This is a genomic window from Methanosarcina barkeri MS (assembly GCF_000970025.1).
GTDB classification, from domain to species: Archaea; Halobacteriota; Methanosarcinia; order Methanosarcinales; family Methanosarcinaceae; genus Methanosarcina; species Methanosarcina barkeri.
Genome location: NZ_CP009528.1, coordinates 1,433,712 through 1,458,110, shown reverse-complemented (window position 1 = coordinate 1,458,110; position 24,399 = coordinate 1,433,712). Strand labels below are relative to the sequence as shown.

18 protein-coding genes and 2 pseudogenes are annotated in these 24,399 nt (G+C 38.7%); 8 read left to right on the top strand and 12 right to left on the bottom strand.

Annotated features, from left to right (window positions below):
- Positions 1-5 precede the first annotated feature (5 nt).
- The 6 genes and pseudogenes from MSBRM_RS21880 to MSBRM_RS05865 all read left to right on the top strand — a co-directional run.
- A pseudogene (locus tag MSBRM_RS21880) lies at positions 6-149 on the top strand (hypothetical protein); the annotation flags it as partial.
- Positions 150-228: 79 nt separating this feature from the next.
- Positions 229-888, top strand: a complete 660-nt coding sequence (locus MSBRM_RS21875; RefSeq protein WP_329957111.1) for a sulfatase-like hydrolase/transferase — start codon at positions 229-231, stop codon at positions 886-888.
- 15 nt (positions 889-903) lie between these two features.
- Positions 904-1,563: an alkaline phosphatase family protein gene (locus tag MSBRM_RS21870; protein WP_329957110.1), complete on the top strand. Its 660-nt coding sequence runs from the start codon at positions 904-906 to the stop codon at positions 1,561-1,563.
- A 368-nt stretch (positions 1,564-1,931) separates the two neighbouring features.
- On the top strand, positions 1,932-2,459 hold the full coding sequence (locus tag MSBRM_RS05875) for an LURP-one-related/scramblase family protein (protein ID WP_048118963.1): 528 nt from the start codon (positions 1,932-1,934) through the stop codon (positions 2,457-2,459).
- Between the two features lie 65 nt (positions 2,460-2,524).
- Entirely contained in the window at positions 2,525-3,085 is a 561-nt protein-coding gene (locus MSBRM_RS05870) for a YqhA family protein (RefSeq protein WP_048155010.1), read from the top strand.
- 330 nt (positions 3,086-3,415) lie between these two features.
- On the top strand, positions 3,416-4,027 hold the full coding sequence (locus tag MSBRM_RS05865) for a matrixin family metalloprotease (RefSeq protein ID WP_230669067.1): 612 nt from the start codon (positions 3,416-3,418) through the stop codon (positions 4,025-4,027).
- A 455-nt stretch (positions 4,028-4,482) separates the two neighbouring features.
- Here MSBRM_RS05865 and MSBRM_RS05860 read toward each other — a convergent pair whose 3' ends face one another.
- The 8 genes from MSBRM_RS05860 to MSBRM_RS05825 form a co-directional block, all read right to left on the bottom strand.
- Positions 4,483-6,666: a PKD domain-containing protein gene (locus MSBRM_RS05860; protein ID WP_052712719.1), complete on the bottom strand. Its 2,184-nt coding sequence runs from the start codon at positions 6,664-6,666 to the stop codon at positions 4,483-4,485.
- 404 nt (positions 6,667-7,070) lie between these two features.
- The gene (locus MSBRM_RS05855) at positions 7,071-8,792 is read right to left on the bottom strand and encodes a dipeptide ABC transporter ATP-binding protein (RefSeq protein ID WP_048123053.1); all 1,722 of its coding nucleotides are present in this window, start codon (positions 8,790-8,792) and stop codon (positions 7,071-7,073) included.
- Between the two features lie 63 nt (positions 8,793-8,855).
- On the bottom strand, positions 8,856-10,040 hold the full coding sequence (locus tag MSBRM_RS05850; protein ID WP_048155005.1) for a methyltransferase: 1,185 nt from the start codon (positions 10,038-10,040) through the stop codon (positions 8,856-8,858).
- Between the two features lie 322 nt (positions 10,041-10,362).
- Positions 10,363-10,575 (bottom strand): hypothetical protein, encoded by a 213-nt coding sequence (locus tag MSBRM_RS05845; protein WP_141706310.1) that lies wholly within the window; start codon positions 10,573-10,575, stop codon positions 10,363-10,365.
- 2 nt (positions 10,576-10,577) lie between these two features.
- On the bottom strand, positions 10,578-11,351 hold the full coding sequence (locus tag MSBRM_RS05840) for an ABC transporter permease (RefSeq protein ID WP_230629235.1): 774 nt from the start codon (positions 11,349-11,351) through the stop codon (positions 10,578-10,580).
- Between the two features lie 197 nt (positions 11,352-11,548).
- Positions 11,549-12,445 carry an ABC transporter permease gene (locus MSBRM_RS05835; protein ID WP_230629236.1) on the bottom strand — a complete coding sequence of 299 codons (897 nt, stop codon included), beginning with the start codon at positions 12,443-12,445 and terminating at the stop codon, positions 11,549-11,551.
- Between the two features lie 115 nt (positions 12,446-12,560).
- A complete protein-coding gene (locus MSBRM_RS05830) occupies positions 12,561-13,421 on the bottom strand; it encodes a class I SAM-dependent methyltransferase (protein ID WP_048118984.1) in 861 nt (286 codons plus the stop codon).
- Positions 13,399-15,072 (bottom strand): ABC transporter substrate-binding protein, encoded by a 1,674-nt coding sequence (locus tag MSBRM_RS05825; RefSeq protein WP_048155002.1) that lies wholly within the window; start codon positions 15,070-15,072, stop codon positions 13,399-13,401. The genes MSBRM_RS05830 and MSBRM_RS05825 overlap by 23 nt, the downstream gene beginning before the upstream one ends.
- 2,827 nt (positions 15,073-17,899) lie before the next feature.
- On the opposite strand from MSBRM_RS05825, the gene MSBRM_RS20765 reads away from it, so the two are divergent.
- Positions 17,900-18,064, top strand: a complete 165-nt coding sequence (locus MSBRM_RS20765; protein WP_155396474.1) for a hypothetical protein — start codon at positions 17,900-17,902, stop codon at positions 18,062-18,064.
- A gap of 168 nt (positions 18,065-18,232) precedes the next feature.
- Here MSBRM_RS20765 and MSBRM_RS05815 read toward each other — a convergent pair whose 3' ends face one another.
- The 4 genes and pseudogenes from MSBRM_RS05815 to MSBRM_RS05800 all read right to left on the bottom strand — a co-directional run.
- Complete coding sequence (locus tag MSBRM_RS05815; RefSeq protein ID WP_048154996.1) at positions 18,233-19,582, bottom strand: COG1470 family protein; 1,350 nt, start codon at positions 19,580-19,582, stop codon at positions 18,233-18,235.
- A 633-nt stretch (positions 19,583-20,215) separates the two neighbouring features.
- Entirely contained in the window at positions 20,216-20,638 is a 423-nt protein-coding gene (locus MSBRM_RS05810; RefSeq protein WP_048118994.1) for an IS1/IS1595 family N-terminal zinc-binding domain-containing protein, read from the bottom strand.
- 749 nt (positions 20,639-21,387) lie between these two features.
- Positions 21,388-22,707 carry a cobyrinate a,c-diamide synthase gene (locus MSBRM_RS05805; protein ID WP_048118998.1) on the bottom strand — a complete coding sequence of 440 codons (1,320 nt, stop codon included), beginning with the start codon at positions 22,705-22,707 and terminating at the stop codon, positions 21,388-21,390.
- 461 nt (positions 22,708-23,168) lie between these two features.
- A pseudogene (locus MSBRM_RS05800) lies at positions 23,169-23,902 on the bottom strand (transposase); the annotation flags it as partial.
- A gap of 295 nt (positions 23,903-24,197) precedes the next feature.
- On the opposite strand from MSBRM_RS05800, the gene MSBRM_RS20110 reads away from it, so the two are divergent.
- Positions 24,198-24,344, top strand: coding sequence for a hypothetical protein (locus MSBRM_RS20110; protein WP_155396475.1), 147 nt, complete (start codon positions 24,198-24,200; stop codon positions 24,342-24,344).
- Positions 24,345-24,399 lie beyond the last annotated feature (55 nt).

Sequence of the window (24,399 nt, the reverse complement as noted above, 5' to 3'; positions counted from 1 at the left end):
TAAGAATGGAAGAAAAGAAACCAAATATACTGGTCATCTGGAGAGATGACATCGGAATCACCAACCTTAGCTGCTACAGCGATGGGCTGATGAGATATAGAACACCAAACATTGACAGGATAGCAAACGAAGGTATCAGATTTACAGACTCTTACTGGAAACAGAGCTGTACTGCTGGGATAGCAGCTTTCATCACAGGACAGAGCGTATTGTACAGGATTGAGCAAGGTGGGAATACCAGGAGCCAGAGAGGGAATTCATCCCGAAGACCCTACAATCGCCGAACTGCTGAAACCGCTGGGTTATGCCACAGGACAGTTTGGAAAGAACCATTTTGGAGACCTGGACGAATATCTGCCCACTAACCATGGTTTCGATGAATTTTATGGCAATCTCTACCACCTGAATGCTGAAGAGGAACCGGAAAAACCTGACTATCCCTCTGAGAAAGATTATCCCAATTTCCGGAAAAACTATGGCCCAAGGGGTGTAATCCACAGCTATGCCGACGGTCGCATCGAGGACACCGGCCCGCTGACCAGAAAACGCATGGAAACCGTAGATCTGGAATTTCTGGATGCGGCCATTGATTTTATCAAACGCAAGCATGCGGCTGGAAAACCGTTTTTTGTCTGGTTAAATACACCCTGGATGCATTCAGGGTACATATTCCAGAGGATTAAGGGGCAGTCCGGGCGCTGGCAATCGGAATACCATGACCGCATGATTGAACATGACTGGCAGGTGGGAGTAATTTTGAATTTGCCGGACGAACTTGGGCATTGCAGAAGACACTATCGTTGTCTACAGCACAGACAATGGACCCAATATGAATACCTGGCCCGATGCAGCCTGACCCCATTCCGCAATGAGATAAATTCCTGCTGAGAGGGAGCTTTCCGCGTGCCTGAAGTAATGCGCTGGCCTGGCAAGATTCCGGCAGGCATGGTTTCTAACGAGATTGTGAGCCATCTTGACTGGCTGCCCACTTTGCTTGCAGCAGCCGGAGAGCCGGATATCAAGGAAAAGCTCAAAAAAGGCTACAAGGCAGAGGACAAAACTTTCAAAGTGCATCTTGATGGCTATAACCTGCTTCCTTACCTGACCGGGAAAGAGGAAAAATCTCCACGTATCGGGTTCTTTTACTTCTCTGACGATGGAGACCTGGTAGCTCCAGGTATGACAACTGGAAAATGGTCTTTATGGAGCAGCGCGCTACCGGTACATTACAGGTATCCTGGTAGCTCCAGGTATGACAACTGGAAAATGGTCTTTATGGAGCAGCGCGCTACCGGTACATTACAGGTATGGGCTGAACCTTTTGTCCCGCTGCGAATACCGAAAATATTCAACCTGCGTACAGACCCTTATGAGAGGGCGGATCAGACCTCAAACACCTACTATGACTGGTTACTGGACCACGCGTTCCTGCTGGTGCCATCCCAGGGTGTTGTGGCAGATTTTCTGGAGACATTCAAAGAATTTCCTCCACGCCAGAAAGCGGCAAGCTTTACAGTTGATCAGATAATGGATAAGCTTTTGCAGGGAATCGGAAGCACCTGAAGGTTAAAGCTTTATCTGAAATAGAAATCTGCGGGAAATGAGGATGTAATAAAAAATGGGAATATAAGAAATCAATAGCTGGCAGCTTAACTGCAGTTTGTAAAACGAAGTTCATTTATATTATAAATTTTAAAATTATAAAATAATACATATTTAGTACTGCATATTTATTCATTTATTTATGTGGGGGAAAATTTCTGGGCAGCCTGAAGAGAGCCATAGCTTAGACTATAATTGGAAACAAGGCCCAGTGTCACAGGTTGTTGGGGCCGGTAAGCTAACAGTATAATCTTCCCTAATTTAATAACAGAATAAATAAGCTGCCTTCAAAGGTACGTAAATGTAGTAAACAAAAGGAGTGATTATTGATGAGACGAATCATGGGCGGTCTCAAGGGCCGTGGAGAAGAAAGCATACAACGCTACAAAATGCATGAAAAACTTGTTTCTATAGGAGACGACTACCGGATAGAAAACGAAACTGGAAAAAGGGAATTCTATGTGGACGGCAAAGCTCTCCGCCTGCGTGATACCCTGATTATCAAGGATGAGCAGGGTAATGAGGTATACAAACTCCAGGAGAAACTTCTCAGGATAAAGGATACGATGGGCGTCCAGGATGCGGATGGAAAAACAGTTGCAACGATCAAAAAAGCTCTGATCTCACCTCTTCGCGACCGCTGGAAAGTTGAAGTCGTAGATGGACCTGAGATGGATGTCCGGGGTAATATTTTAGACCATGAGTATAAGATTGAAGCCGGGAGGGAAAAAGTCGCAGAGGTCTCAAAAAGATGGTTCCGGATAAGAGATACTTATGGTGTGGAGATTGAGCCCGGACAGGACAGTGCACTTATCCTGGCGATAGCAGCTGCTCTCGACCAGATGGCCCATGATTGAGAAGTTACATTGAAGAAGGATAGGTTAGACTTTTTTATTAAATTCCTTAAAACAGGAGTCTGCCAATGAAAGTTGTAAAATTCATTGCAGGAATGCGTTTTTTTGTGTTGATTCCAGTGATAGGGCTGGCGATTGCTGCCTGCGTCTTATTTGTTAAAGGCGGCATAGATATTATTCATTTCATTGGAGAACTCATTAACGGAATATCAGAAGAAGGTCCAGAGAAGAGTATCATTGTTGAAATTGTGGAGACTGTACACCTCTTTTTAGTCGGTACGGTGCTTTTCCTTACATCTTTCGGGCTATACCAGTTGTTTATACAGCCGCTACCTTTACCAGAATGGGTAAAAGTAAACAATATCGAAGAGCTAGAATTAAACCTCGTGGGGCTTACTATTGTCGTACTGGGAGTTAATTTCTTGAGCGTTATCTTTGAACCGCAAGAGACAGATTTGGCAGTATATGGAATAGGCTATGCCCTGCCCATTGCAGCCCTGGCTTACTTCATGAAAGTACGTTCACATATTAGCAAAGGGAGTAGTGAAGGGGAACAAACGAAAACCATAGGCGAAGTGACCTCTGTGAACAGCGAATCAAATTGGTTAACAAACAAAAAGAGAGACTGAAGTCAGATTAATGTCTCACTTTTAAATTGGTTAACAAACAAAAAGAGAGACTGAAGTCAGATCAATTGTCTCACTTTTAAATTGGTTAGCAAGCAAAAAGAGAGAATAAAGTCAGATCAATAGTCTCACTTTTCTTCTTTGCAGATTGCTCTTAGTTCCTGTGTAGATCAGCAATTGCTTTTAATTGCGTTTTGTTGATAATATCTTATTAATTCTCAGGATCATATTAATAAGGATCATTTAATAATAATATGGAGGCAGATTCATATTACCCGAAACAGTATGCATGGAATAAGATTACTCTTTTTACTGTTGTTGACGGTACTTATTTTGCCCATTGCTCCGGCAGCTTCGGAGTTTAATTATCCAAGAATTGTAGATCATCCCTGGGATCATTCTCCTATCACCGTATATATAGATAACAAAAGTGTTCCTCCACATTATAGTCCTACCTATTACACACAGGTACAAAAAGCTCTGAATTACTGGGCAGAAGGAGGAAATGGAAAACTGGATTACACCCCTGTTTTTAAAATTGTGGATTCCGAAAAAGCTGATATCAGAATAAGATGGGTCGAAGACCTTCAGAAAGAACAGGGTGTTCCTCCTAGAGTTGCAGGTGATGCCATTCCATATATTGTCAATGGGCGATTTATACGCGTAGACATAACGCTTGGAGTTGGATTTTCTCAATGGGGAAAATGGGTCCCATATAGTGATACTGCAATGCTCGCCATTGCAAAACATGAATTGGGGCATGCTCTGGGTTTGGATCACAGCAATGACAAGCAGGACATTATGTATCCGACAAACGAGCAGATAAATAACACAAATCCTATCCTGAGTAAGTACGGTTCACTTTTGCTTTTTGCCATTTACGCTATTCTTGCTATTGCCGTCTTCCTCTCTGTAAGCTACATATTAGGACGCGTTGCTAAATGAGAGCTTATCTGAAAAATAGTTACATGCTGTAACTCCCGCAATAGAGGGGAGTTAATTGAATGAATACTGCTGACAAAACCACTTCTAGCCTAAAAATCAAATTGCGGGCGGCCACCCCAACCTAAACAGGCTGTCCAGCAATTATTGTTAGTAATAAAAAAGTGCTAAAAAGAAAGCAAATAAGACCTTTGAATCAAAAAAGAAGGAATTATTTTATTACTGGAGACAATTCCCGGACAGCCTGTGACGAATAGGTTACTCGTGACCCTTCAAGATCCCGATGCAATAAAAAAGTCTCCGTTTTATTGTAGGACTTACGCACTCAAAGTACAAAATCAAGCACAATTAACTTTGCCAATAGGTTAAAGGTGTAGACAGTTGAGGGTTTCATGCTATTGATTTCTTAGTTCAACCTCGTAAGTCCTATATTGTTTTTCAACTTAAGGTATTAATTTTTAGGATACTACGATATACTCAGACATAGTTTTAGTGTCACTGCCTTTAGCGTTCTTTACTGTTAAGCTAACGGTATATTTTCCTGCTTTTGAATACTTGTGAACCGGATTCTGAGAGAATGAACTTGAACCGTCTCCAAAACTCCATTGCCATTTCGTCGGAATTCCTGTGCTCTTGTCAGTAAATTTTACAGTTAAAGGTGTTTTTCCTGAAGTCGGAGACGCAGAGAATGCAGCAGTGGGTTTATCTATCACTGTTATAGAGTCTGTTTTTGTTACCGTGTTAATGCCTCTAGCATTCTTTACTGTTAAGCTAACGGTATATTTTCCTGCTTTTGAATACTTATGCGTTGGATTCTGAGAGAATGACCTTGACCCATCTCCAAAACTCCATTGCCATTTCGTCGGAATTCCTGTGCTCTTGTCAGTAAATTTTACAGTTAAAGGTGTTTTTCCTGAAGTCGGAGACGCAGAGAATACAGCAGTGGGTTTATCTATCACTGTTATATAGTATTTTTTTGTTACTGTATTACTGCCTCTAGCATTCTTTGCTGTTAAGCTAACGGTATATTTTCCTGCTTTTGAATACTTATGTGTTGGATTCTGAACGAATGAACTTGAACCGTCTCCAAAGCTCCATTGCCATTTCGTCGGAATTCCTGTACTCTTGTCAGTAAATTTTACAGTTAAAGGTGTTTTTCCTGAAGTCGGAGACGCAGAGAATGCAGCAGTGGGTTTATCTATCACTGTTATAGAGTCTGTTTTTGTTACCGTGTTACTGCCTCTAGCATTCTTTACTGTTAAGCTAACGGTATATTTCCCTGCTTTTGAATACTTATGCGTTGGATTCTGAGAGAATGACCTTGACCCATCTCCAAAACTCCATTGCCATTTCGTCGGAATTCCTGTGCTCTTGTCAGTAAATTTTACAGTTAAAGGTGTTTTTCCTGAAGTTTGGGATGCTGAAAAAGCAGCAACTGGAGCTTTCAACTCGTTTGCAACAATATAGTTCTTTATTGTTTTAGTGTCACTGCCTTTAGCGTTCTTTACTGTTAAGCTAACGGTATATTTTCCTGCTTTTGAATACTTGTGAACCGGATTCTGAGCGAATGAACTTGAACCGTCTCCAAAACTCCATTGCCATTTCGTCGGAATTCCTGTGCTCTTGTCAGTAAATTTTACAGTTAAAGGTGTTTTTCCTGAAGTTGGAGACGCAGAGAATGCAGCAGTAGGTTTATCTATCACTGTTATATAGTATGTTTTTGTTACTGTATTACTGCCTCTAGCATTCTTGACTGTTAAGCTAACGGTATATTTTCCTGCTTTTGAATACTTATGCGTTGGATTCTGAGCGAATGAACTTGAACCGTCTCCAAAGCTCCATTTCCATGAAGCTGGTGATCCTGCGCTCTTGTCAGTAAATTTTACAGTTAAAGGTGCTTTCCCTGAAGTTTGGGATGCCGAAAAAGCAGCAACTGGAGCTTTCAACTCGTTTGCAACAATATAGTTCTTTATTGTTTTAGTGTCACTACCCATAGCATTTTTTACTGTTAAGCTGACAGTATAGTTCCCTGCTTTACTGTAAGTGTGTGCAGGATATTGAACTGTTGAATATGTGCTATCTCCAAAACTCCATTTCCATGAAGTTGAAATTCCTGTATTCTTATCAGTATATGGAAATGGTGTACTTTTGTCAGTAAACTGAACCTTTAGTGGAGCTTCTCCTGAAGTTGGAGCTGCCGAAAAAGTAGCAATTGGAGCTTTAAAAGGCACTGTCGTGTTTTCGTCAGTAATAATAATAGTCATATGAACCCATAACTTCTGACCACAACAACTATTCCTGGTGGTCATACAACTAATATAATAGCCATTCTTTGAAAACGTATGTACCGGATTTTTTAGTGATGGAGTAATATTTGTGCCTTCGAGAGAGGTTCCATCTCCAAAGTTCCATCTGACATATGTCTCATTACCTTTTGAGAGATCCTTAAATTGTACTGTTCGTGGATCACTTGAAACTGCTACCGCTGTATAATCAATATAACTATTCCCGCAGGAGCAGTTTACCCGGGCTGTTGCTGGAGGATTTCCTGCACCAAGAGGGGTTGGGAATACAGTAACTGTTGCAGAAGCAGTAGACGTGAGAAAGAAAATGAGTATTAAAAAGATTGGTAAGGACTTCATATCTTAACTGTGTTAAAGGATATATTAAATTTTGGATATAGTGATGAGAGAGTCGTAAAGATCTGGAGTTTCTAATCAATCATGTATAGCCATCGAGCTTCAATTCTACAAATTTATAACAGAATAAATAATTTAATAATTATGCCGTGAAAATTGACCAAGTTATAGGTAATCTTGAACTTTTACGACGCTATCTTACAAGCTGTCCGACAATTACCTTCAGTAATAAAAGAACCCCTTCTTTTTTGATTTAAAGATCTTATTTGTTTTTTTTAGCACTTTTTATTACTACCAATAATTGCTGAACAGCCTGTAAAGAACGAGGTATTCGTGACACTCTGTGCTCCCAATGTAATAAACTGTACCGATTTACGAATTGTAAATACGAATAAAGATCATGATTCTTAATGAGTATGACAGCACAGTCCGATTCTTGAACCCACAAGTCTTTTTGTGTACTCATCAGAAGGTGAGAGCATAACGTCGTGGGAATTCCCCATCTCGACAATCTTTCCGGAATTCATAACGGCTATCCTGTCAGCAATCTTCAGTGTCAGGGAAAGATCATGTGAAATATATATCATTGCAAACCCTCTCCTGTTCTGAAGGCCCTTTAGCAGACGCAATATATTTGCAGAGGTTGAAACATCCAGAGCCGACGTTATCTCATCGGCAATAAGAAGTTTTGGTTCCATAACCATTGCTCTTGCAAGTGCAACTCTCTGCCTCTGCCCGCCGCTGAGTTCACCGCAATATTTGCTGAGGAAATTGTCAGTACTGGGAAGACGAACAAGTTCAAGGGCACTTTTAACCATTTGCAGTCTATCTCCATTGGACCCGATATTATTGATATAAAGAGGCTCCTTGATTGCATCAAGCACAGTAAACCTGTTGCTGGTTGAATTGAATGGGTCCTGGAATACTATTTGAATGCCATTGAACCTGCTTCCATAGCTTTCCCCGACAACATTCCTGCCCATAAACAATACCTCTCCACACTCGGGCCTAATTACATTTGCAAGGATATGTGCAAGTGTTGACTTTCCCGAACCAGTCTGGCCGACAATTGCAAGAACCTCTCCTTCCCTCACTTCCAGATTAACATTATCAACTGCCTGAAGATATTCTTTATTAGGTAGACGATATCTGAAACGCAGGTTTTTAGCCACCAGAACGTCTGCTATACCTCCTCTATGGCATGCAATTTCCCTTCCATCTCCTATCGGCGTCAGAACCGGGGAAACTTTACTGCAGATATCGATTTTTTGTGTACATCTCGGGCTGAAAGGACAGCCCTTAAATCCGTCCCCTGCAGGTGCATCGCCGGGAATTCCCCATAAATCTTTATAAACAAAAATATCCGGGGTCGAGTGGACAAGGCCCCTTGTATAAGGATGACGGGGAGATACAAGAATATCCCTTACAGGCCCGGTTTCAACAACCCTTCCTGAATACATAACAGCAATCCTGGATGCCACAGAAGATACAAAAGTGATATCATGAGAGATCATTAACATCGTATACCTGTTATTCTTCTGAAGGTCGACAAGAAGGTCTCTGATTTCCTTACGGGTAAATGCATCAAGGGAAGAAGTAACTTCATCGAGAATCAGCAATTTCGGGTCGCATGAAAGAGCCATCGCCAGAAGAACCCTCTGCCTCATACCTCCGGATAGCTGATGCGGATATGAATCCATCCATTTAGGATCAAGGCCAACCGTCCTGAACAGATCCGCACATTTACTCTGTGCTTTCTCAGGGCTGATATCAAGGTGCTTTATCATCGGTTCCATTGCCTGAATGCCCACTTTCATAACAGGGTTCAGCACCTCAAGGCTATTCTGAAAAACTATTGCAATATCCTTCCATCTGAATTTGTTCATTTCAGGTTCAGGCAAAGATGAGATTAGCTCATCCCTGTAAAGAATTTCCCCGGAAATAGCTGTATTTTCCGGTAATAGCCCCATAATCACGAGGGCAACGGTGGTCTTACCACTGCCGGATTCTCCAACAATACCCAGAATTTCTCCTTCTTTAATCTCAAAAGAAATACCATCAACAGCCTTAATGGTATCAACGTCAGTTAGATAGTGGCATTTAAGATCATTGATTTTAAGCAGATTCATAATCATAACCCTTTTTCGTCCCTGACTTTTTTCCCTCTCAATAATCCACTCAATATCAGGCTCTTACTCCTGTTCATCCGCCCCTGAGTTCACTCCTGCTTTTTTTGCAAAAACCATTCTTGACCCCTCTTTCATGTCCAGGGTCCTGAAGACTTCAAGTCCGTAGTCTCCCAGCATCCCGATATATTCATTGAAGGGCACGCTATTTTCGAAGCAGTATCCTGTACTACCTTTCTTTGTGTCTTCAAAGGTCCAAAGGTTCCAGTCCAGGCTGAAGAGAGGGTCTGATTTCGTATTTTCATCCGGGACCTGCAGAGTTACGAAAACCCCACCATCGTTCAGGGCTGAAGCAATTTTAGGAATAAGTTCGGGAGCCTTGCCACCAGGGTTAAAGGATGAGAATATAAGGTCGTACCCGGTTCCGAGTTCATCTTTAAAGAAATCACCGGGAATTACGTTCACATTGGAAGCCCCGTATTTTTCAATGTATTGCTTCGTCTTTATGGTTACCTGGGGAAGGTCAAATACAAAAGCTTTTAGCTGCTCGTTCATTTTAGCAAAAGCAATAGAATAGAGCCCGTGCCCTCCTCCCATGTCCAGAAGTTTTCGAACCTTTCCTAAATCAACGTTTTCCATAACCGTCCTGACGGTTTCCTGGAGCAGTCCACAGCGGGTGTTTTCAGCCATGCAACTGATAATCTCCCAGAAAAAGGGACCTTTATCGACAACTACAGGCCCATTCTTCATAAGCTCGGGCAAACGGGCCCAGAGTACAGCGTTCCTGGACATTTCGGAAAGGTATTGCTGCTGGGAAAACTGACTTTCTTTAAGGAGATATGTAGCGGTAAGTTCCGAATTCACATACCTGGGCAAAAACGTGCTTTTTTCAACTTTTTCTTCTCCCTCTTTTTCTTCTCCCTCTTTTTCTTCTCCCTCTTTTTCTTCTCCCTCTTTTTCTTCTCCCTCTTTTTCCGTCATCTCTTCCTCAACGATCTCCTCAAACCTGTCCAAAAGCCCGAGACTGACAAGAGCTTCGCAGAAATGGGGAGTTAACACCGGATCGAGCCCTATTTTTTCGGCAAGTTCACCTGCCTGAAAGGGGGTTTTCAGAGCTTCAAACACCTCAAGTTCAAGAGCTGTAAAGATCAACCTGTACTCTTTCAGTCCCCTGGTCGAGTTTTCCATGGTCTTGACGAAACGGTCTACACCCACAGCCGGAGTGTCCATTAGCTCGTTCTTTACTTTCATGTTCAATCTCCTTTTACGCTTTTTTTTTCGTAAACCAATTGGAAATAAATTGGAAGTTAATTGGAAATTAATTGGAAATAAATTGGAAATAAATTGGAAATTAATTGGAAATTAATTGGAAATTAATTGGAAATAAATTGGAAATTAATTGGAAATAAATTGGAAATAAATTGGAAGTTAATTGGAAATAAATTGGAAATAAATTGGAAGTTAATTGGAAATAAATTGAAAATCATAGAAACCATGATAAGTCATCTGAAATCAATAATTTTCCCTCTTCCATAACCACACCCCATCGCTCATCTAATCTACGACTTCCATGTCATGCTTTTTCTTCATCCCTTTCGCAGAGCCTATGTAGCCTTAAAAGTTCGGCAATGAAACCGTATATTTTCATCCTGGGGTTGAGGGAAGATTTCGGATTCTGGAAAATCATCTGCATTCCGATTTCCAGGTGTTTAAACTCGCTTCCCTTAAGCCTGGAAATGTTGGTCAGATAGTGGCATTTAAAATCATTGGTTTTAAGCAGACTCATGATCATAAGCCTTTTTTTATCTTTAATATCGGATCAAGTATCCTTTCCATATCCCTGCTTATGAATGCAAGACAGAGCAGGAGGAAAATGAGCATAAACAACGGAGGCAATAACCACCATTTCCAGTAAGGTGTAAAATATATCGAACGGAAACTGGTTGCATGATTAAGCATCATCCCCCAGCTCTTGGAAGTAGGATCTCCAAGGCCCAGGAAGGCAAGTCCTGCTTCGGCTATGATTGCGTGTGAGGATATCCCGATGACAAGCACAAACAGGACAGGCAGAACTTCAGGAAATATATGCCTCCGGAGCAGGTAAAATGGCTTTGCGCCGTAGTTCCTGGCGGCAATAATATAGTTGTTATTCTTTAGTGACAATGTCTGGGAACGTGCAATACGTGCAGGTTTGGCCCAGCTGAAAATAACAAGTATAAGAATTACGTTAAGAATGCTTGGACCAAGAAAAGCAGATATTACAATCAGAAGAGGAAAGCTTGGAAGAGCCATTGTCACATCAATTACTCTCATCAAGCCCTGATCAACATGCCCTCCAATATATCCTGCCAGTATTCCAAGAGCTCCTCCCCCAAAACCTGCTATAACGGCTACGGCAAGCCCTATTGTAAGGCTCATTCTTGCACCGTAACATATCTGTGACCAGATATCCAGACCGAGTTCATCGGTTCCAAGTATGTGTCCGGGACCAGGAGGTTCAAGTGAATCGCCTGTAATCTTCTGAGGAGGATAAATTGTTATCACAGGAGCAAAAACTGCCATTAAAATGATGCAGAGAATTCCAAGGATACCAATTTTACCTTCAGTACTGAACCTGGAGAATGGTTTAGCTATGCTGCTGACAGTTCTGTTAATTCTGTCAATTCCGTTAACTCTACCAATTTTGTTAATTTTATTAATATTTAAAGCCTGAATAAAAGAGAGTATTCCGGCGTTTCCAGAAGCATCAGTATCCTTTATTATATCACAACCCTCGGATCAAGTTTCCCGTATATTTTGTCAACCAGAAGGTTGCAGATAAGTATGGAAATTGCAATTACTAGGAGAATACCCTGAATAAGCGGATAATCCCGGCCGACTACAGCACTTCTGAGTGTCATCCCTATGCCTGGATAGGAAAAAACATTCTCAACCAGTACAACACCCCCCATCATTATGCCGATCGTAAAACCTGTTCTTGTCACTACCGGGAGCAGTGCATTTCGGAGTGCATGCCGGATCCAAACGTTTTTTTCACCCAGACCTTTGGCTCTGGCAGTCCTGATATAATCCTTTGTGGTTACAGTAATCAGTGTGTTTCTGGTGAGCAAGTACACGCCGGTCAGTTGTGAAAGTGAGAGAGTCAGAACAGGCAGAAAGGCATGGTACGATATATCCAGTATCTGTTCTGCAGGACCATTATAGTTTGCGAAGGGGATAACAGCACCTGCAAGTGGAAAAAGCCTGAGATATACACTAAAAATCAGAAGAAGGATCAGACCAAGCAGAAAGGAAGGAATTTCTGCAAAGGCAATCATACCCGTCATCATAATTCTATCACTCTCCTTCTTCCGGTTCTTTGCAGAAATTGTTCCAAGAACCACACCGGAGATTGTACTGATTACTGTAGCACTCATGACAATCAATATAGTCCAGGGAAGATGGAGCAGTATTACGTCGCTGACCGGCATTTTATAATAAATACTCCTTCCAAGATTGCCAGTCATCAGGTTTTTCATATATGCTAAAAATTGTTCAGGCAATGGCCTGTCAAGTCCGTAATAATTTATGTAATAAAGGTGCTGCTCCTCTGTCATTACAATAATGTCTTCCCCAACTTCATCTGCGGAAGTTGTTGAGAATGGATCTCCAGGCATCATCCTCGGTAGAAAAAAATTAATGACAAGAATTATAAAAAGTGTTGATAACAACCTGAAAATAAACGAATTCCTGTCATTTACCATCCAATCATCTTTTCCCTTTACTATCCGATCATCTGCCTTTAACTTCCCAAACCATCATACCGGTATATACATCAGACTCAGAATGGTAGATTCCATCTGGGGAGGCATTTTGATAATAATCCTTTATTTTCTGCTTTGTTTCGTCATCAAAATCCCGGTCCCTTCCAATGAACCCTATTGTCTGTTCTGCCGTTTCTTTCCAGTTTAGTTCATCCTTCCATTCGGAATGGTTGATCCGAAGCGATGGCTTGTAGCCTGAGAGGTAAAGATACATGAATGGATAAATTATGCCGTTCATGTTATTTTCGGATTTTTCACCGAGTATCGAACTCCTGATGTCACGATATGCCCTGTCCTCTTCTCTTCTCAGAAAGTTACTGTAATAACAGAGATTTTTCGAGCACTCCATCATTTTGTCAAAACTTTCGATATCCTTTACTCCCGGGGTCATGGATGCAATTACCAGGTCAAATTCATTCCGGAACCCAAGCTCATCTATGTCTGCGGTCCACCAGGAGCATTCAACGATATCTACCGGAAGAGACTCTGTTTTTACAGAATCTTTCAGTCTGTCAAGCATTCCTGATGAGATATCAAGTGCTGTCACCTCTGCTCCAAGCTTTGAAAGAGGGAGAGTGAGAGTACCGGGCCCGCACCCGATATCCAGGACTCTGGAACCTTCCGGATTAAATCCGGCCTCTTCAAGGAGGTCGAGAATCTCATCGGTTCTCTTCTTTCTGTTATCTTTTTCAATGTTATTCGCATAGTCCCCAGAACGTTTGTTCCAGAACGCTGCCATCCTGCCCTCATCCTGGAGCATCACACTAGTTGTAGTTTTTTTCCAGCAGTCGATCAGGTTATCAATGTTATCTTTTTGTTGCAATTCCATCCCTCTCTAAATACGAAAGAATACTGTGTGTTCTTGCATGGTGATCGTATCTATTCATCCAGCCGTCATATTTTGAAATGCGCCATACATCATATGATGTAGTATAATAGAGCGGTATTGCGGGTACATCATTAGCAAGTACGATCTGCATATTGTATACTATTTCTTTCCGTTTACTATCGTTCAATTCCTGCAATTCCTGAGTGCCAAGATCATTCAGGGTATCATTGTGGTAACCAAATATTGCTGCGCCAGATGATACACTTCCTGACTGTGCACCTGTGTCACAGTACCTTGTACGGAGATAATCCGCATCCTGCCCCCAGCCGCCAAAGCCGCTGATCGCAAGTTCAAAGTCTCCGCTCTTTAGATTGGCATCACGGGATTTACTCTCAAGGGCTTTCACCTGAACGTCAATTCCCACCTCACTCAGTCTCTCTTTTATAAGTTCGCCGATACGGACTTCGTTACTGCCAAGAGATAATACATATGACAGTTTTTCCCCGTTTTTATCAAGTATTCCATCCCCATCTGTGTCAGTCCATCCGGCTTCTTCAAGCAATGCTCGAGCCTTATCCGGATTGTAATCATATTTTGGCTGGTCAGAGTTATACCAAATATGGTCTTCAGGGAGTATGCCCATTTTACCGGCTTTGCCTGCACCTCTTGCGATCTTTTCCACCAGTTCATCGCGATCAATGGCGTAAGCAAAGGCCTGCCTTATTCTACTGTTATTTAGTTCAGGACATTTTTTCATATTGAAATAAAACTGGTAACCCCAGAAAGCCGGCTGCTGGACTATTCTTATATCAGAATCTGATTTGAACCGGTCAAGAGTATCAGGCGATATACTTGTGAAATCTATTTGTCCCTGTTCAAAAGCTATCAATGAGTCGCTGACCGGAATAAATTCGACGGCTTTAACGGCAAGCTCCGGTCCCCAGAAATTCTCATTTGCTACAAACCGATATGTTCCATGCTCTTTGTTGTACTCATCAAGAATGAACGGGCCAGTGCCAATGACTGCTTCCGGATCAAGGAAACTGGTAGGATCGGAGACATTTTTGTATATATGCTCAGGTATGATTTTAAAACTCGTGAGCTTATAAATGAATGGAGAAGCAGGCTGAGTGAGTACGAACTTGACGGTACTGGAATTCACAACCTGAACATTATCTATAATACCGGACTCAATTCCACCTGATATGGGCACATTTTTCTGCTCGTAATCGAAAGTAAATTTAACATCATTTGCCGTAAAAGGCACTCCATCGCTCCAGTTGACACCGTCACGGAGATAAACTGTATATTCTGTTCCATTTGAATTGACATCCCAGCTTTCAGCCAACCAGGGAATTATACCTTTTTCATCCCTTTCGAACAGGCTGTCAAAGATCATTCCAACTTTTGATGACCCAGGACCCCTCGGATATATTGTAAACGGCTGTGGATAGCCACAATCTCCTCCGCTTAGATTTACAACATCCACATACTTTGATCCGTCGGAAGGGTTCTCAACCAATGCCCCTGTCTGATCAGAAGCGTTTTCAGCCGATGCTCCGGCCTGAGTATTGTCCTTATTAGCACAGCCCGCCGTTATTAAAATCAGTGCTGTCAAGAAAATAGAAAATAATAACTTTTTTTTCTCCATCACAGAACACCTTATTTTGTGAATTAACCTACCTAATCACCTGCAATATGAATAATCACCTGCAATATGAATAATCACCTGCAATATGAATAATCACCTGCAATATGAATAATCACCTGCAATATGAATAAAGACACTAGCAACACGTAGTTGTTATTATCTAAAAATATAAGAGTGTTACGAAATGTACTCAAACAAAATAAACTTTATTAAATGAACATTTTAAAAAAGAGATATTAATTAGATAAAAACTCCCAAAACAAAGTCAACCCATTCAAAATACAGTTCTTGCCAAAAAAATTATTTTTCACTGAACTTTTATTCAGAATCGTAAGTCCATCTAAATAACCCAAAGAATACTCAGGGATCTATAGAGATCTCAAAAAAAATCTCAAAAAAAATGTAAATGTAATCAAAATCACAGAACCTGGATTCGGCAGGTCGACATTTCATTTTCGGTAATTTTTGTTGATGACGATATTAATAGGCTCTGTTCCAAAATCTAGTGATTTTTGCATTTCTTGATTGAAAATCTGAATTAACAAGAAAAATCCGTTTTTCATCAAAATCAATATTCGACGTCTTAAGGCTTCAACCTCTGAGTTATATCACAGGGATTGTGGCCAATTACAAAATTTAATGATTTTGAATTTTACATTTATCACTGGATTTTGGTACTGAGTCTATTAATATGATGATCTATTATTGTGTGCATTTGTGAGGTTTACATATGACCAAAACATAATTTCTCATACTAAACTTTAATGGAAAAATGATTCAGTGTTTATATGTATCGTTGTATCCTCTTCAAATTGTATAGGTAAAAGTAAATTTCACGTATTTACTGAAAATTTAAAAATTTAATTAAGTTTGAGAAACAACCTCAAGCGTTGTACTCAACTTTATAACTGTATGATTAAATTGTTGTACATTTTTCGAGTTGGAAAATTCTCCATTGAATTTGAAAAGGACACGAAAAAGCTCAAAATTCACACATGGTATAACTTTAAACCCCTTGAAAAATGATTAGTTTTTTAAGGGATATTAAACCTTATTTGCCCAATTAAGTGTAGTGTCAGTCCTCTCCCCGCTAAGGTACATTCATTAAAGAATTTATTTACTATTTAAAGGAATTAAGTACTTTAATTGGTAAATTAAACGTTAATTTTTCCTTACTTTTAACATTAAATTTTGTATGAATGAAAATGATATCAGATGCCTTATTTCTAAATAAACAGAAATTGTAATAGAATAAAGTATTTATCTCGCTCTCTTCTTGATTTAAAAGACTATTATAGATTATTTATCTAAAAAATTGATTTTTAGAGTGTACCTTAATTGGAAAAATTCTAAATGCATACCTATTATCCAAAATAAGCATTGTATACCCTTAGTTTTAGTACTGATTTGGAAGGACCCTATATAACTTATATCCAAGATACTAAACGATTTGTCATATTAGGTATTCTACCGAAAAATAAAATCAGAAATTACACATTTGATTTAACCGTTTGATGATTTGGCTAAAAACTTTGTATTTTATATAGAATACCTTAGTATTAAATTATGGAGTTCAAATATCTCCAAAAAACCAATTTGAATTCCAAATGTCCAGTGGCTTAATTAAGTTAACTTTGGAAAAAGTGATGGTTTACTTAATCCAGTCTCTGGAGTTAAATCTCGGGGTGAAAAGAAAGAACAACAAGAGAACACTCATTGGTGTACTCTTGTTGCATTTCTGATGGTATGTATCAAAATCCTGTTTATCGGGATGAAATTGAAAAAACCTATTTGATATTCTTTAAATAATGGGCTTACTTCAGGATAAAACATTAAAAAACAGACTCAGATAAATAAATGTATTTTAACCCCGTCTTTTACTTGAACCTATAGCTCTCCACGATTTATATTTTAAAAACTACCCAAAATGAAATATGATTTTTATTCCTGCAACTTTGCCCATTTACGTTATTTTTTGAGGAACTGCTTTGTAAGTAAAAAATCCAAATTATCTAACATAGCACACCTTTTACTTCATAGTATAACTTATATTCAAAACACAAAAATATTTTCACTAAAATATTTGTTATATTAAGCACTATCACTGAAAAATAAAATCAGAGATTAAACATCTGATTTGATAGTTTAATGATTTGGCTAAAAACTTTGTATTTTATATAGAGTGCGTTAGTATTAAATTGTGGAGTTCAAACCTCTCTGAAAAACTAATTTGAACTCCAAATGTCCAGCGGCTTAATTAAGTCAACTTTGAAAAAATATAAGGTTTACTTAATTCTGTATCTGGAGTTAAATCACGGGGTGAAAATAAATGACAACAAGAGTACACTTAGAAATGGTGTACTCTTGTTGCGTTTCTGATGGTAAATATTGAAACCGCTATGGCTTCTGGAGAAAGTCGCTATAGTACTGTGTCTACAATTACTGTTCCATGAGGAAGTTATTAACCATTCTTCGGGAAACATTTCCCAAAAAGAGCCTTAAAGAGTAGGTGGGGAACAAGGAAACATAGGTTCAAAGATTTTATAGAATATTAGTATAAAAGCATATACAAGAGATGGAATTTAATGCCTAACCGATGACGCATGAATCCTTATTATACTGCTTATTTTATAGTTGCCAAAAAGAATTAGGAAACCATTTTAGATATGCTTTTATGTAGAAAAGAAAAAATGTACTGCTTTAATACTAAAGCATTTGCTCTGATGAAAATATTTAATGTTTTTAAAAGCTGGCTGGAAAAGCTTTCTTCTTTAAAAAACAAAATATTCAGTGACGAGGAAATGCACTGGAAACTGGATTGTATTTTTTGCGTGGTGGAAAAAATACTAAGAAGAAAGTTATTGAAGCCTGTACAATTGCAGTCTATCATCAACGTACAGACATACCTGTGGTTACTGCACTTTTGAGTGATGATGCACTTCAATTCCAGCAAATTGCATATCATCATGACAGTTGGCTGATTTTCCTATAAATGAGAACAAAAAACGTCTTTTGAGAACAAAAAAGCTTAGTGAGTGGAAATTGAGAGATTTCCACTCAATTTGAAGAGGATACAAAACCAGTCCTTGCAAAACCAGTTCTGTCATCTTCTCTTAATTTTTTTATTTTAAACCTCATTTTCAGTTTTTTATTTGGATTTTTATTTGGATTCCCCGACAGTTATTGAGTAGTCGAAACTGTTTGTGTTTTTCGGGAGAATTGTAAGTTCCCAGGTTCCAATTGCTCCAACTGCTCTATATGTTTCGGTATATTCCCTGCTGTCACTCTGATAGCTTGAACTATCTTCCGTCGCCCACACTGGGAAGATATATCCTTGAGAGTATACGGCACCACTCTCAGAGGTTTTCACAAGGGTTAGATTAACAGGGCTAGAATTGCATTTCAGGTTTATTTCAAAACTTGGCTTTTCTATTTCAGGAGAAATACGCACAGAGTCATCCTGGCCAGAAGTTTCAGCAGAAACTTCAAGCATTATCGGGTCGGTAGTTGTGGTATTAAAGGTTCTTACGTAAGGGGTTGTAGGCTGTTTATCAACCGTAAAGCTCAGACTTATTTGCGGGACGGACCCATCATTCTCTTTCCCATCAGCGTTCATTTCGATATAGGCATCATAACTTCCGCTTGCATTCTCCGGGACTGGAACCCTGATGGTCATATTAGCGATTTCACCGGCTTTTATGGTTGAAGGTGCAGAGATCTCTATTGTATCATCACTAAAAGCCAGTTCTTCAAATGAATAGTCATATACTTCGTATTTCGTTACCTTCGGATCAATAGTAACATCTTTCCCTGCAACGTTTTTAATTTTTACAGCGTATACATATTCCTTTCCAGGCTCAATAGTGTCAGAAATATAGCTTGTCTGAAGCTCAAGCTTTGGACGGACAGGCACTGAGACACAAAGGTACATTGCATTGACATACATAGGATCACTATATCCTTCAGCAGATAGAGAATCATCAGATCCTTCAGCGGATTCCTGAATATATACAGGAGTATCGTATTCTTCTGGATAAGTATCATTTGTGAAGGCTATCTGGGCCTCATAATCTCCAGTTTCAGTATCCTCGGGAACACTTACCTCAATGGTAAAGTTCTGCTCGACTCCAGGACTTACCGTTACATTTTCAGGTAAAATCGTAATCCAGCTTTCGTTTACAACATCATAATAATAATCGTCAGATGGAGCTACAACTTTCGGGGCTATATCGAGGTTTTCGTTCCCTTCGTTCCTGAAACTGACGTTGAAGGTTTCATTCTCTCCCGGCATGAGATATACCGAATAGTAGGATGGATTTATATCGTGTACGGTGTAATTTCCGTAAATTTCTTCCAATCCAGAAACTATATTACTTTCGTAAGTTCCATTTTCGTAGGTAGCTGTTCCATTAAGCTCTTCTGGCTGAGCAAACGCAGCCGGTAATAATATCAGGCAAAGCAATAAACTAAAAAACTGAGATGCTGCCTTCAATGCTGTACTTTTCCTCATGTTTCTGACTCCCTTCTTCTAGTGAGAATTATGCATTTATAACCGATGCACTCAGGGTCTCCAATCTCCTGCAAACTAGCAGTATAAGACTCTTGATTCGTAAATCTATACTTTTTAATAAATAAATTGGATGAACATTTTTTATAATGTGTATAATCTCATTACATGTCCCCCTATAAAATACTTATGAAACCTTGTAAATATTTAGGAAGATTACAACGCAGCTTACAAATCTGCACTGAATTTGTTTCTCAAAAACTCTGAATTTAAAACCAGAAAAATAGAGCCAGGAATTATACACAGAAAGATTTAAATATTTGCAATAAGTGAGGGAGTTTAAAAAGGACTTGCTTAAGTACAAACTCGCTTATTATAATTAGATAAATGTATCCAGATGATATCTTCAAATAATGTTTTCAAATGATATCTTTATCTAAAATAGTCATCTTTCATTAATAGTCATCTTTCACAATATATTTCAAAGTATAATTGCCCATATGGATAGTATTTTTTATCTCATAGTATTTTATATTTCTTTATTTTCAAAGATATTTCTTTTTTGCAAGGCTATATACTTTCAAATACTACGGTCAACCTACCCATATTCAGGAAAATAAGCATACACCTGCTTTATCAGGATTTCTTTCGGGAAGTTTCTCTCTTTTTTTCCAGAAGTCCCCATAATTTTTCACATTCACCGGCTGTAAGCCCGATTTGCTTGACAAGGTATTCTTCCGTTTTCTGGTTCTTTACCGTGTCTTTTATCAAATGGCTTATTGTATCCCTATGATGTCCTGTTATTCGCTCAATACTTCGTATTCCGTTTTTTTCAAGGAATAACCGATATATCAGTCTTATCTCATCTGCGGATAGATGCTTGCGGTAAACAGCGGTGCCTTTTGTATCCATAAAAAATTTTCCGCAATGTTTACAATAGTATCGCTGGTGTCCGGTTTTATACTTTCCTCGCTTTATAATAGCTTTCCCTTCTATCCTGAGATAATATTTGCATTCAGGATTTGGGCAAACAGTCTCATTTTGGTTTTCAACTGACATAATATACTCAATAAGTTGTAACTTCAATAATATATTTATTTTGCTCGGTTTGCCTTAAACATTTTGTTTCAGATTGATTCATTAGCATAAAGACAAGCATTATTTAAAATTCATTATCAGATTAACTCATACAATTAATACAAATAAAATCCATTATATTTATTATTTATGAGAACAGATAAAAAATGTGGGACTCTTCCTGTAAAATTTAAATTTATCTATAAGCTTTGATCCTGCAAAAACATTCTGAGCCATAAAGAGAGAGATGTTGCTTTATTAGTCCGGGCAAATAATTATACATTGTCAAATTACCTCTTATTTGAAGCTGTTACTACATGTTTTTCCAATTGATTCCCCTATTTTGAATATTTTTGACTTGATAAAGTCAGCTGTTATTTGTCAGATGTTATTTATTTCATAGAACTATATTTATAAAGAAAAAAATTATACTTTACGTTTGACGTGAAAAGGAAATGTGACAAAGTCAAAATAAAAATTACAGAAATAAAAATCAAATTGCAGGCGATCGCCACACACTAAACAAGATGTTCTACAATTACTGTTGGTAATAATCAAAGCTTTTTTTTCGATTAAAGGCTTTATCTACCTTATTTATCACATGTTTTTGCCCTGAAATTGAATTGTCGGACAGCTGGTAAAGGACAGGATATTCTTAACTCTACATTCACGATGTAATTATTTCGGATAGGCCTTAATATGAACGATTTAAATTTTACAGCCTCTAAATATTATCTTCTTTTATACTCTCTGCACTTCTGTACGAATTTTCCTGCCGGGAAAGTTGCAGGATGAGAGTGCATATACCCTGCGAGAGTATTGTGCTCAATAAGCCCGTCAAAACCGTCCTGTATACCTTTTCCTCGAAGCATTTTGTATTCAAATCTTGCATCACGGTCACATTCCGTAATAGAAAAATGGAACTCATGACCTTTTATGTTATGAGAACAAAAATTTCTGTCTAGAGGGTGCGCTTCGGTATAGTCCAGAGCGTTAAGCTGGTGCGTCATGAGTGTATTTCCAGGCACGACATCTGCCATTTTATAGACTCTGCCATCTACTTCATAGGTTCTGCAGAGGTAGAGTAGACCGCCGCATTCTGCATATATAGGCAGGCCATCAGCTGCAAGGTCTTTAAGCTTGCGTGTAGTCTTTGAGTTTTCAAGGGATTCTGCATAGAGTTCAGGATATCCGCCTCCAAGATATACTCCATCTATGTCCGGCATTTCTCCTGCCATCGGGCTAAAGAATTCAACTTCAGCTCCATGGTACTTGAAGGCATCGAACATATCCTGGTAATAAAAACAGAATGCAGGGTCCATGGCGATTCCTATCCTGACATCTGTCTCCGGCTTCTTCATGTAAGAAATCTCCGGAATTAAACAGGGTTCGGCAAGTTCAAGAATTGCGTCAAGGTCAACATTCTCCTCAATAAATGATGCCATCTCTTCTATATTGTAATCATTTTCGTGAGCCATATACAGACCAAGATGCCTGGAAGGAACTTCGATATCTTTCCTTCGTGGAATCTCGCCTACAACAGGGATTTCATCCGAAAGTGAATTTTTTACAAGTTCCGCGTGGCGTGGACTTCCAACCTGATTCAGAATTACGCCTGAAACCTTTACTTCAGGATCGAACTCCGAGTACCCTTTAAGGAGAGCAGCCGTACTTCTGGACATGCCATTAACATCTATTACCAGAATCACTGGTAAGTCCAGAATTTTTGCAACCTGTGCTGAGCTTGCAATTTCCGTAGAATCGACTCCATCAAAAAGTCCCATTACACCTTCTACTACCATGATATCCGCATCTGCAGATGTTCTGGCTACAGTCTGCCTGACCCCATCTATACCCATTATGTATGTGTCCAGATTCCTTGACGGGAGCCCGCAGATTGCAGTATGATGGGAAGTATCAATGTAGTCAGGCCCTACTTTATAAGGCTGGACTTTTAACTGCCTTTGCTTAAGGGCAGCCATGATGCCCACTGAAATTGTAGTTTTTCCAACTCCACTATGCGTTCCTGCGATAAGTATTCCTTTAGTCATCTGCTGGATATTGTTGCTTTTAAAATATATTAAAGCTATTAGTCCAGCTGTAAGTGATTGTCCGATGTTTGGCAGGTAAACATGTAATTTTGAACTTTTTTATTGGTTGGGGTTTTTCAAACGTTAAATAATACGTAATGCGTTTAAAATGGGTTAACATATATACAAAATTTCATGACATAATAAATAAATCAATTTCATTCAATTTGATAATACAATATATGAGAAAAGTGTTATTTTTGTTGTTGTATTCCCAGTAGTTCCGATCAGACTGACTTCCGAATGATAAAAACCAATTGATCTTACTTTTTATCTACTGATTTTCAAAGTGGATTATATTATTGATCAGATTTTAAAATTTTTAAGCTATAACTTTCACTTACATTTTTCAAAAAATCAGATCACATTGAGTAATTTTATAGCATACGCTATCAGGTTCTTAAACTTTAATTTGAGATAAGTTATATTACAGTTAATCGAATGCGTAGCACTTGATTTCTTTCTTCATTGACCCATTTCAAACAATCCAGTAACACACTAACAGGAATAAAATTCAGCGATTTTAGTCCATATCTTATAACTTTGTTTATATCTTCATTTATTAATGATTTTAGCTCATAAGCTGTAATTTCTAGAACTGACTTTAGCATATTTAGCACATTGTACATTATACATTGAATAATAAAGAACAATACTCTTGCTACTGGAGACCTTGTACATGATCGTATCTTGAACTCGTTTTTCACTCTATATCCAGTTTCTATATTCCATCGTTTTCTATATTCTTCAGGAATCATCTTTTCAAATTTCTCAATTGATTTTGCTTTTTTGTTTGCAGCAAACAGAAGATACTTTTTCTTTTTATCATTATATGTTGCCACAACATTGAAAGAAGGTCCTCCGTTCTGAAAATAATATTCAAAAATAGTCAAAGTATTTCCATACTCTCTTTGATGATTTTTAAGTTATCTATTGATAACCTGAGTCGATTTAGCTGCTATCACAAAATTGACTTTAAGTTCATCCAACTTTGAAATCACATCAGTGTTAAAAAATTCTTTATCGAGGTATGTTGTTCCTGTTTTACACCTATCGTTTTAAGTCTTTTGAATAAAGATTCGATTAAAAGAGAATAATTCTTGTCCAAACTATTGATGTCTATTACGTCAAGTGTTAAGTGAGAAGTTCCAATTATAGACCCTTGAAAAATGATTAGTTTTTTAAGAGGCCTAAATTTATAGTATCTATTTAGGTAGCTTTTGAAAAGCTACATTTTTTCCTCTATTGGAGAATAACCTTTTTCCGCCGTGTCAATTTCCACCGTGTCGATTTTTTGTCATCTTATTAGGGGTTTGCATAAGAATTATTATCCTTTTATTGAGTATTATATAATTCAATGAATAATAACACATCCAGGAGTGAGTCTCCAAATCTTAACCGACACCGCATGATGTTCGCTTGAATAATTTTTATATGGGGAGTGAAACTCTATGGTAGAAGATAAGAAAATGGTAGAAGAAGAGAAAGAAGAGAAGAAGGAAGAAGAGGAAGAGGCTGCTCATGTAGATCCGATACATCCTGAAGATGAGCGAGGGGGAAAAAAGAAGCATCTGTTGAGTTGTGACAAGAGTAGCTGATCATAACTTTATAATTCAACAGGTTGCTGGAAAGGCTGAATAAGGTTTTTGATCC

Coding starts and splice junctions, on each gene's coding strand:
- MSBRM_RS05815 (WP_048154996.1), bottom strand. CDS start 19,582: ATGAGGAAAAGTACAGCATTGAAGGCAGCATCTCAGTTTTTTAGTTTA.
- MSBRM_RS05840 (WP_230629235.1), bottom strand. CDS start 11,351: ATGGCAGTTTTTGCTCCTGTGATAACAATTTATCCTCCTCAGAAGATT.
- MSBRM_RS05835 (WP_230629236.1), bottom strand. CDS start 12,445: ATGCCTGGAGATCCATTCTCAACAACTTCCGCAGATGAAGTTGGGGAA.
- MSBRM_RS05810 (WP_048118994.1), bottom strand. CDS start 20,638: ATGTCAGTTGAAAACCAAAATGAGACTGTTTGCCCAAATCCTGAATGC.
- MSBRM_RS05875 (WP_048118963.1), top strand. CDS start 1,932: ATGAGACGAATCATGGGCGGTCTCAAGGGCCGTGGAGAAGAAAGCATA.
- MSBRM_RS20110 (WP_155396475.1), top strand. CDS start 24,198: ATGGTAGAAGATAAGAAAATGGTAGAAGAAGAGAAAGAAGAGAAGAAG.
- MSBRM_RS05825 (WP_048155002.1), bottom strand. CDS start 15,072: ATGGAGAAAAAAAAGTTATTATTTTCTATTTTCTTGACAGCACTGATT.
- MSBRM_RS05870 (WP_048155010.1), top strand. CDS start 2,525: ATGAAAGTTGTAAAATTCATTGCAGGAATGCGTTTTTTTGTGTTGATT.
- MSBRM_RS05830 (WP_048118984.1), bottom strand. CDS start 13,421: ATGGAATTGCAACAAAAAGATAACATTGATAACCTGATCGACTGCTGG.
- MSBRM_RS05805 (WP_048118998.1), bottom strand. CDS start 22,707: ATGACTAAAGGAATACTTATCGCAGGAACGCATAGTGGAGTTGGAAAA.
- MSBRM_RS05860 (WP_052712719.1), bottom strand. CDS start 6,666: ATGAAGTCCTTACCAATCTTTTTAATACTCATTTTCTTTCTCACGTCT.
- MSBRM_RS05845 (WP_141706310.1), bottom strand. CDS start 10,575: ATGAGTCTGCTTAAAACCAATGATTTTAAATGCCACTATCTGACCAAC.
- MSBRM_RS05850 (WP_048155005.1), bottom strand. CDS start 10,040: ATGAAAGTAAAGAACGAGCTAATGGACACTCCGGCTGTGGGTGTAGAC.
- MSBRM_RS05855 (WP_048123053.1), bottom strand. CDS start 8,792: ATGAATCTGCTTAAAATCAATGATCTTAAATGCCACTATCTAACTGAC.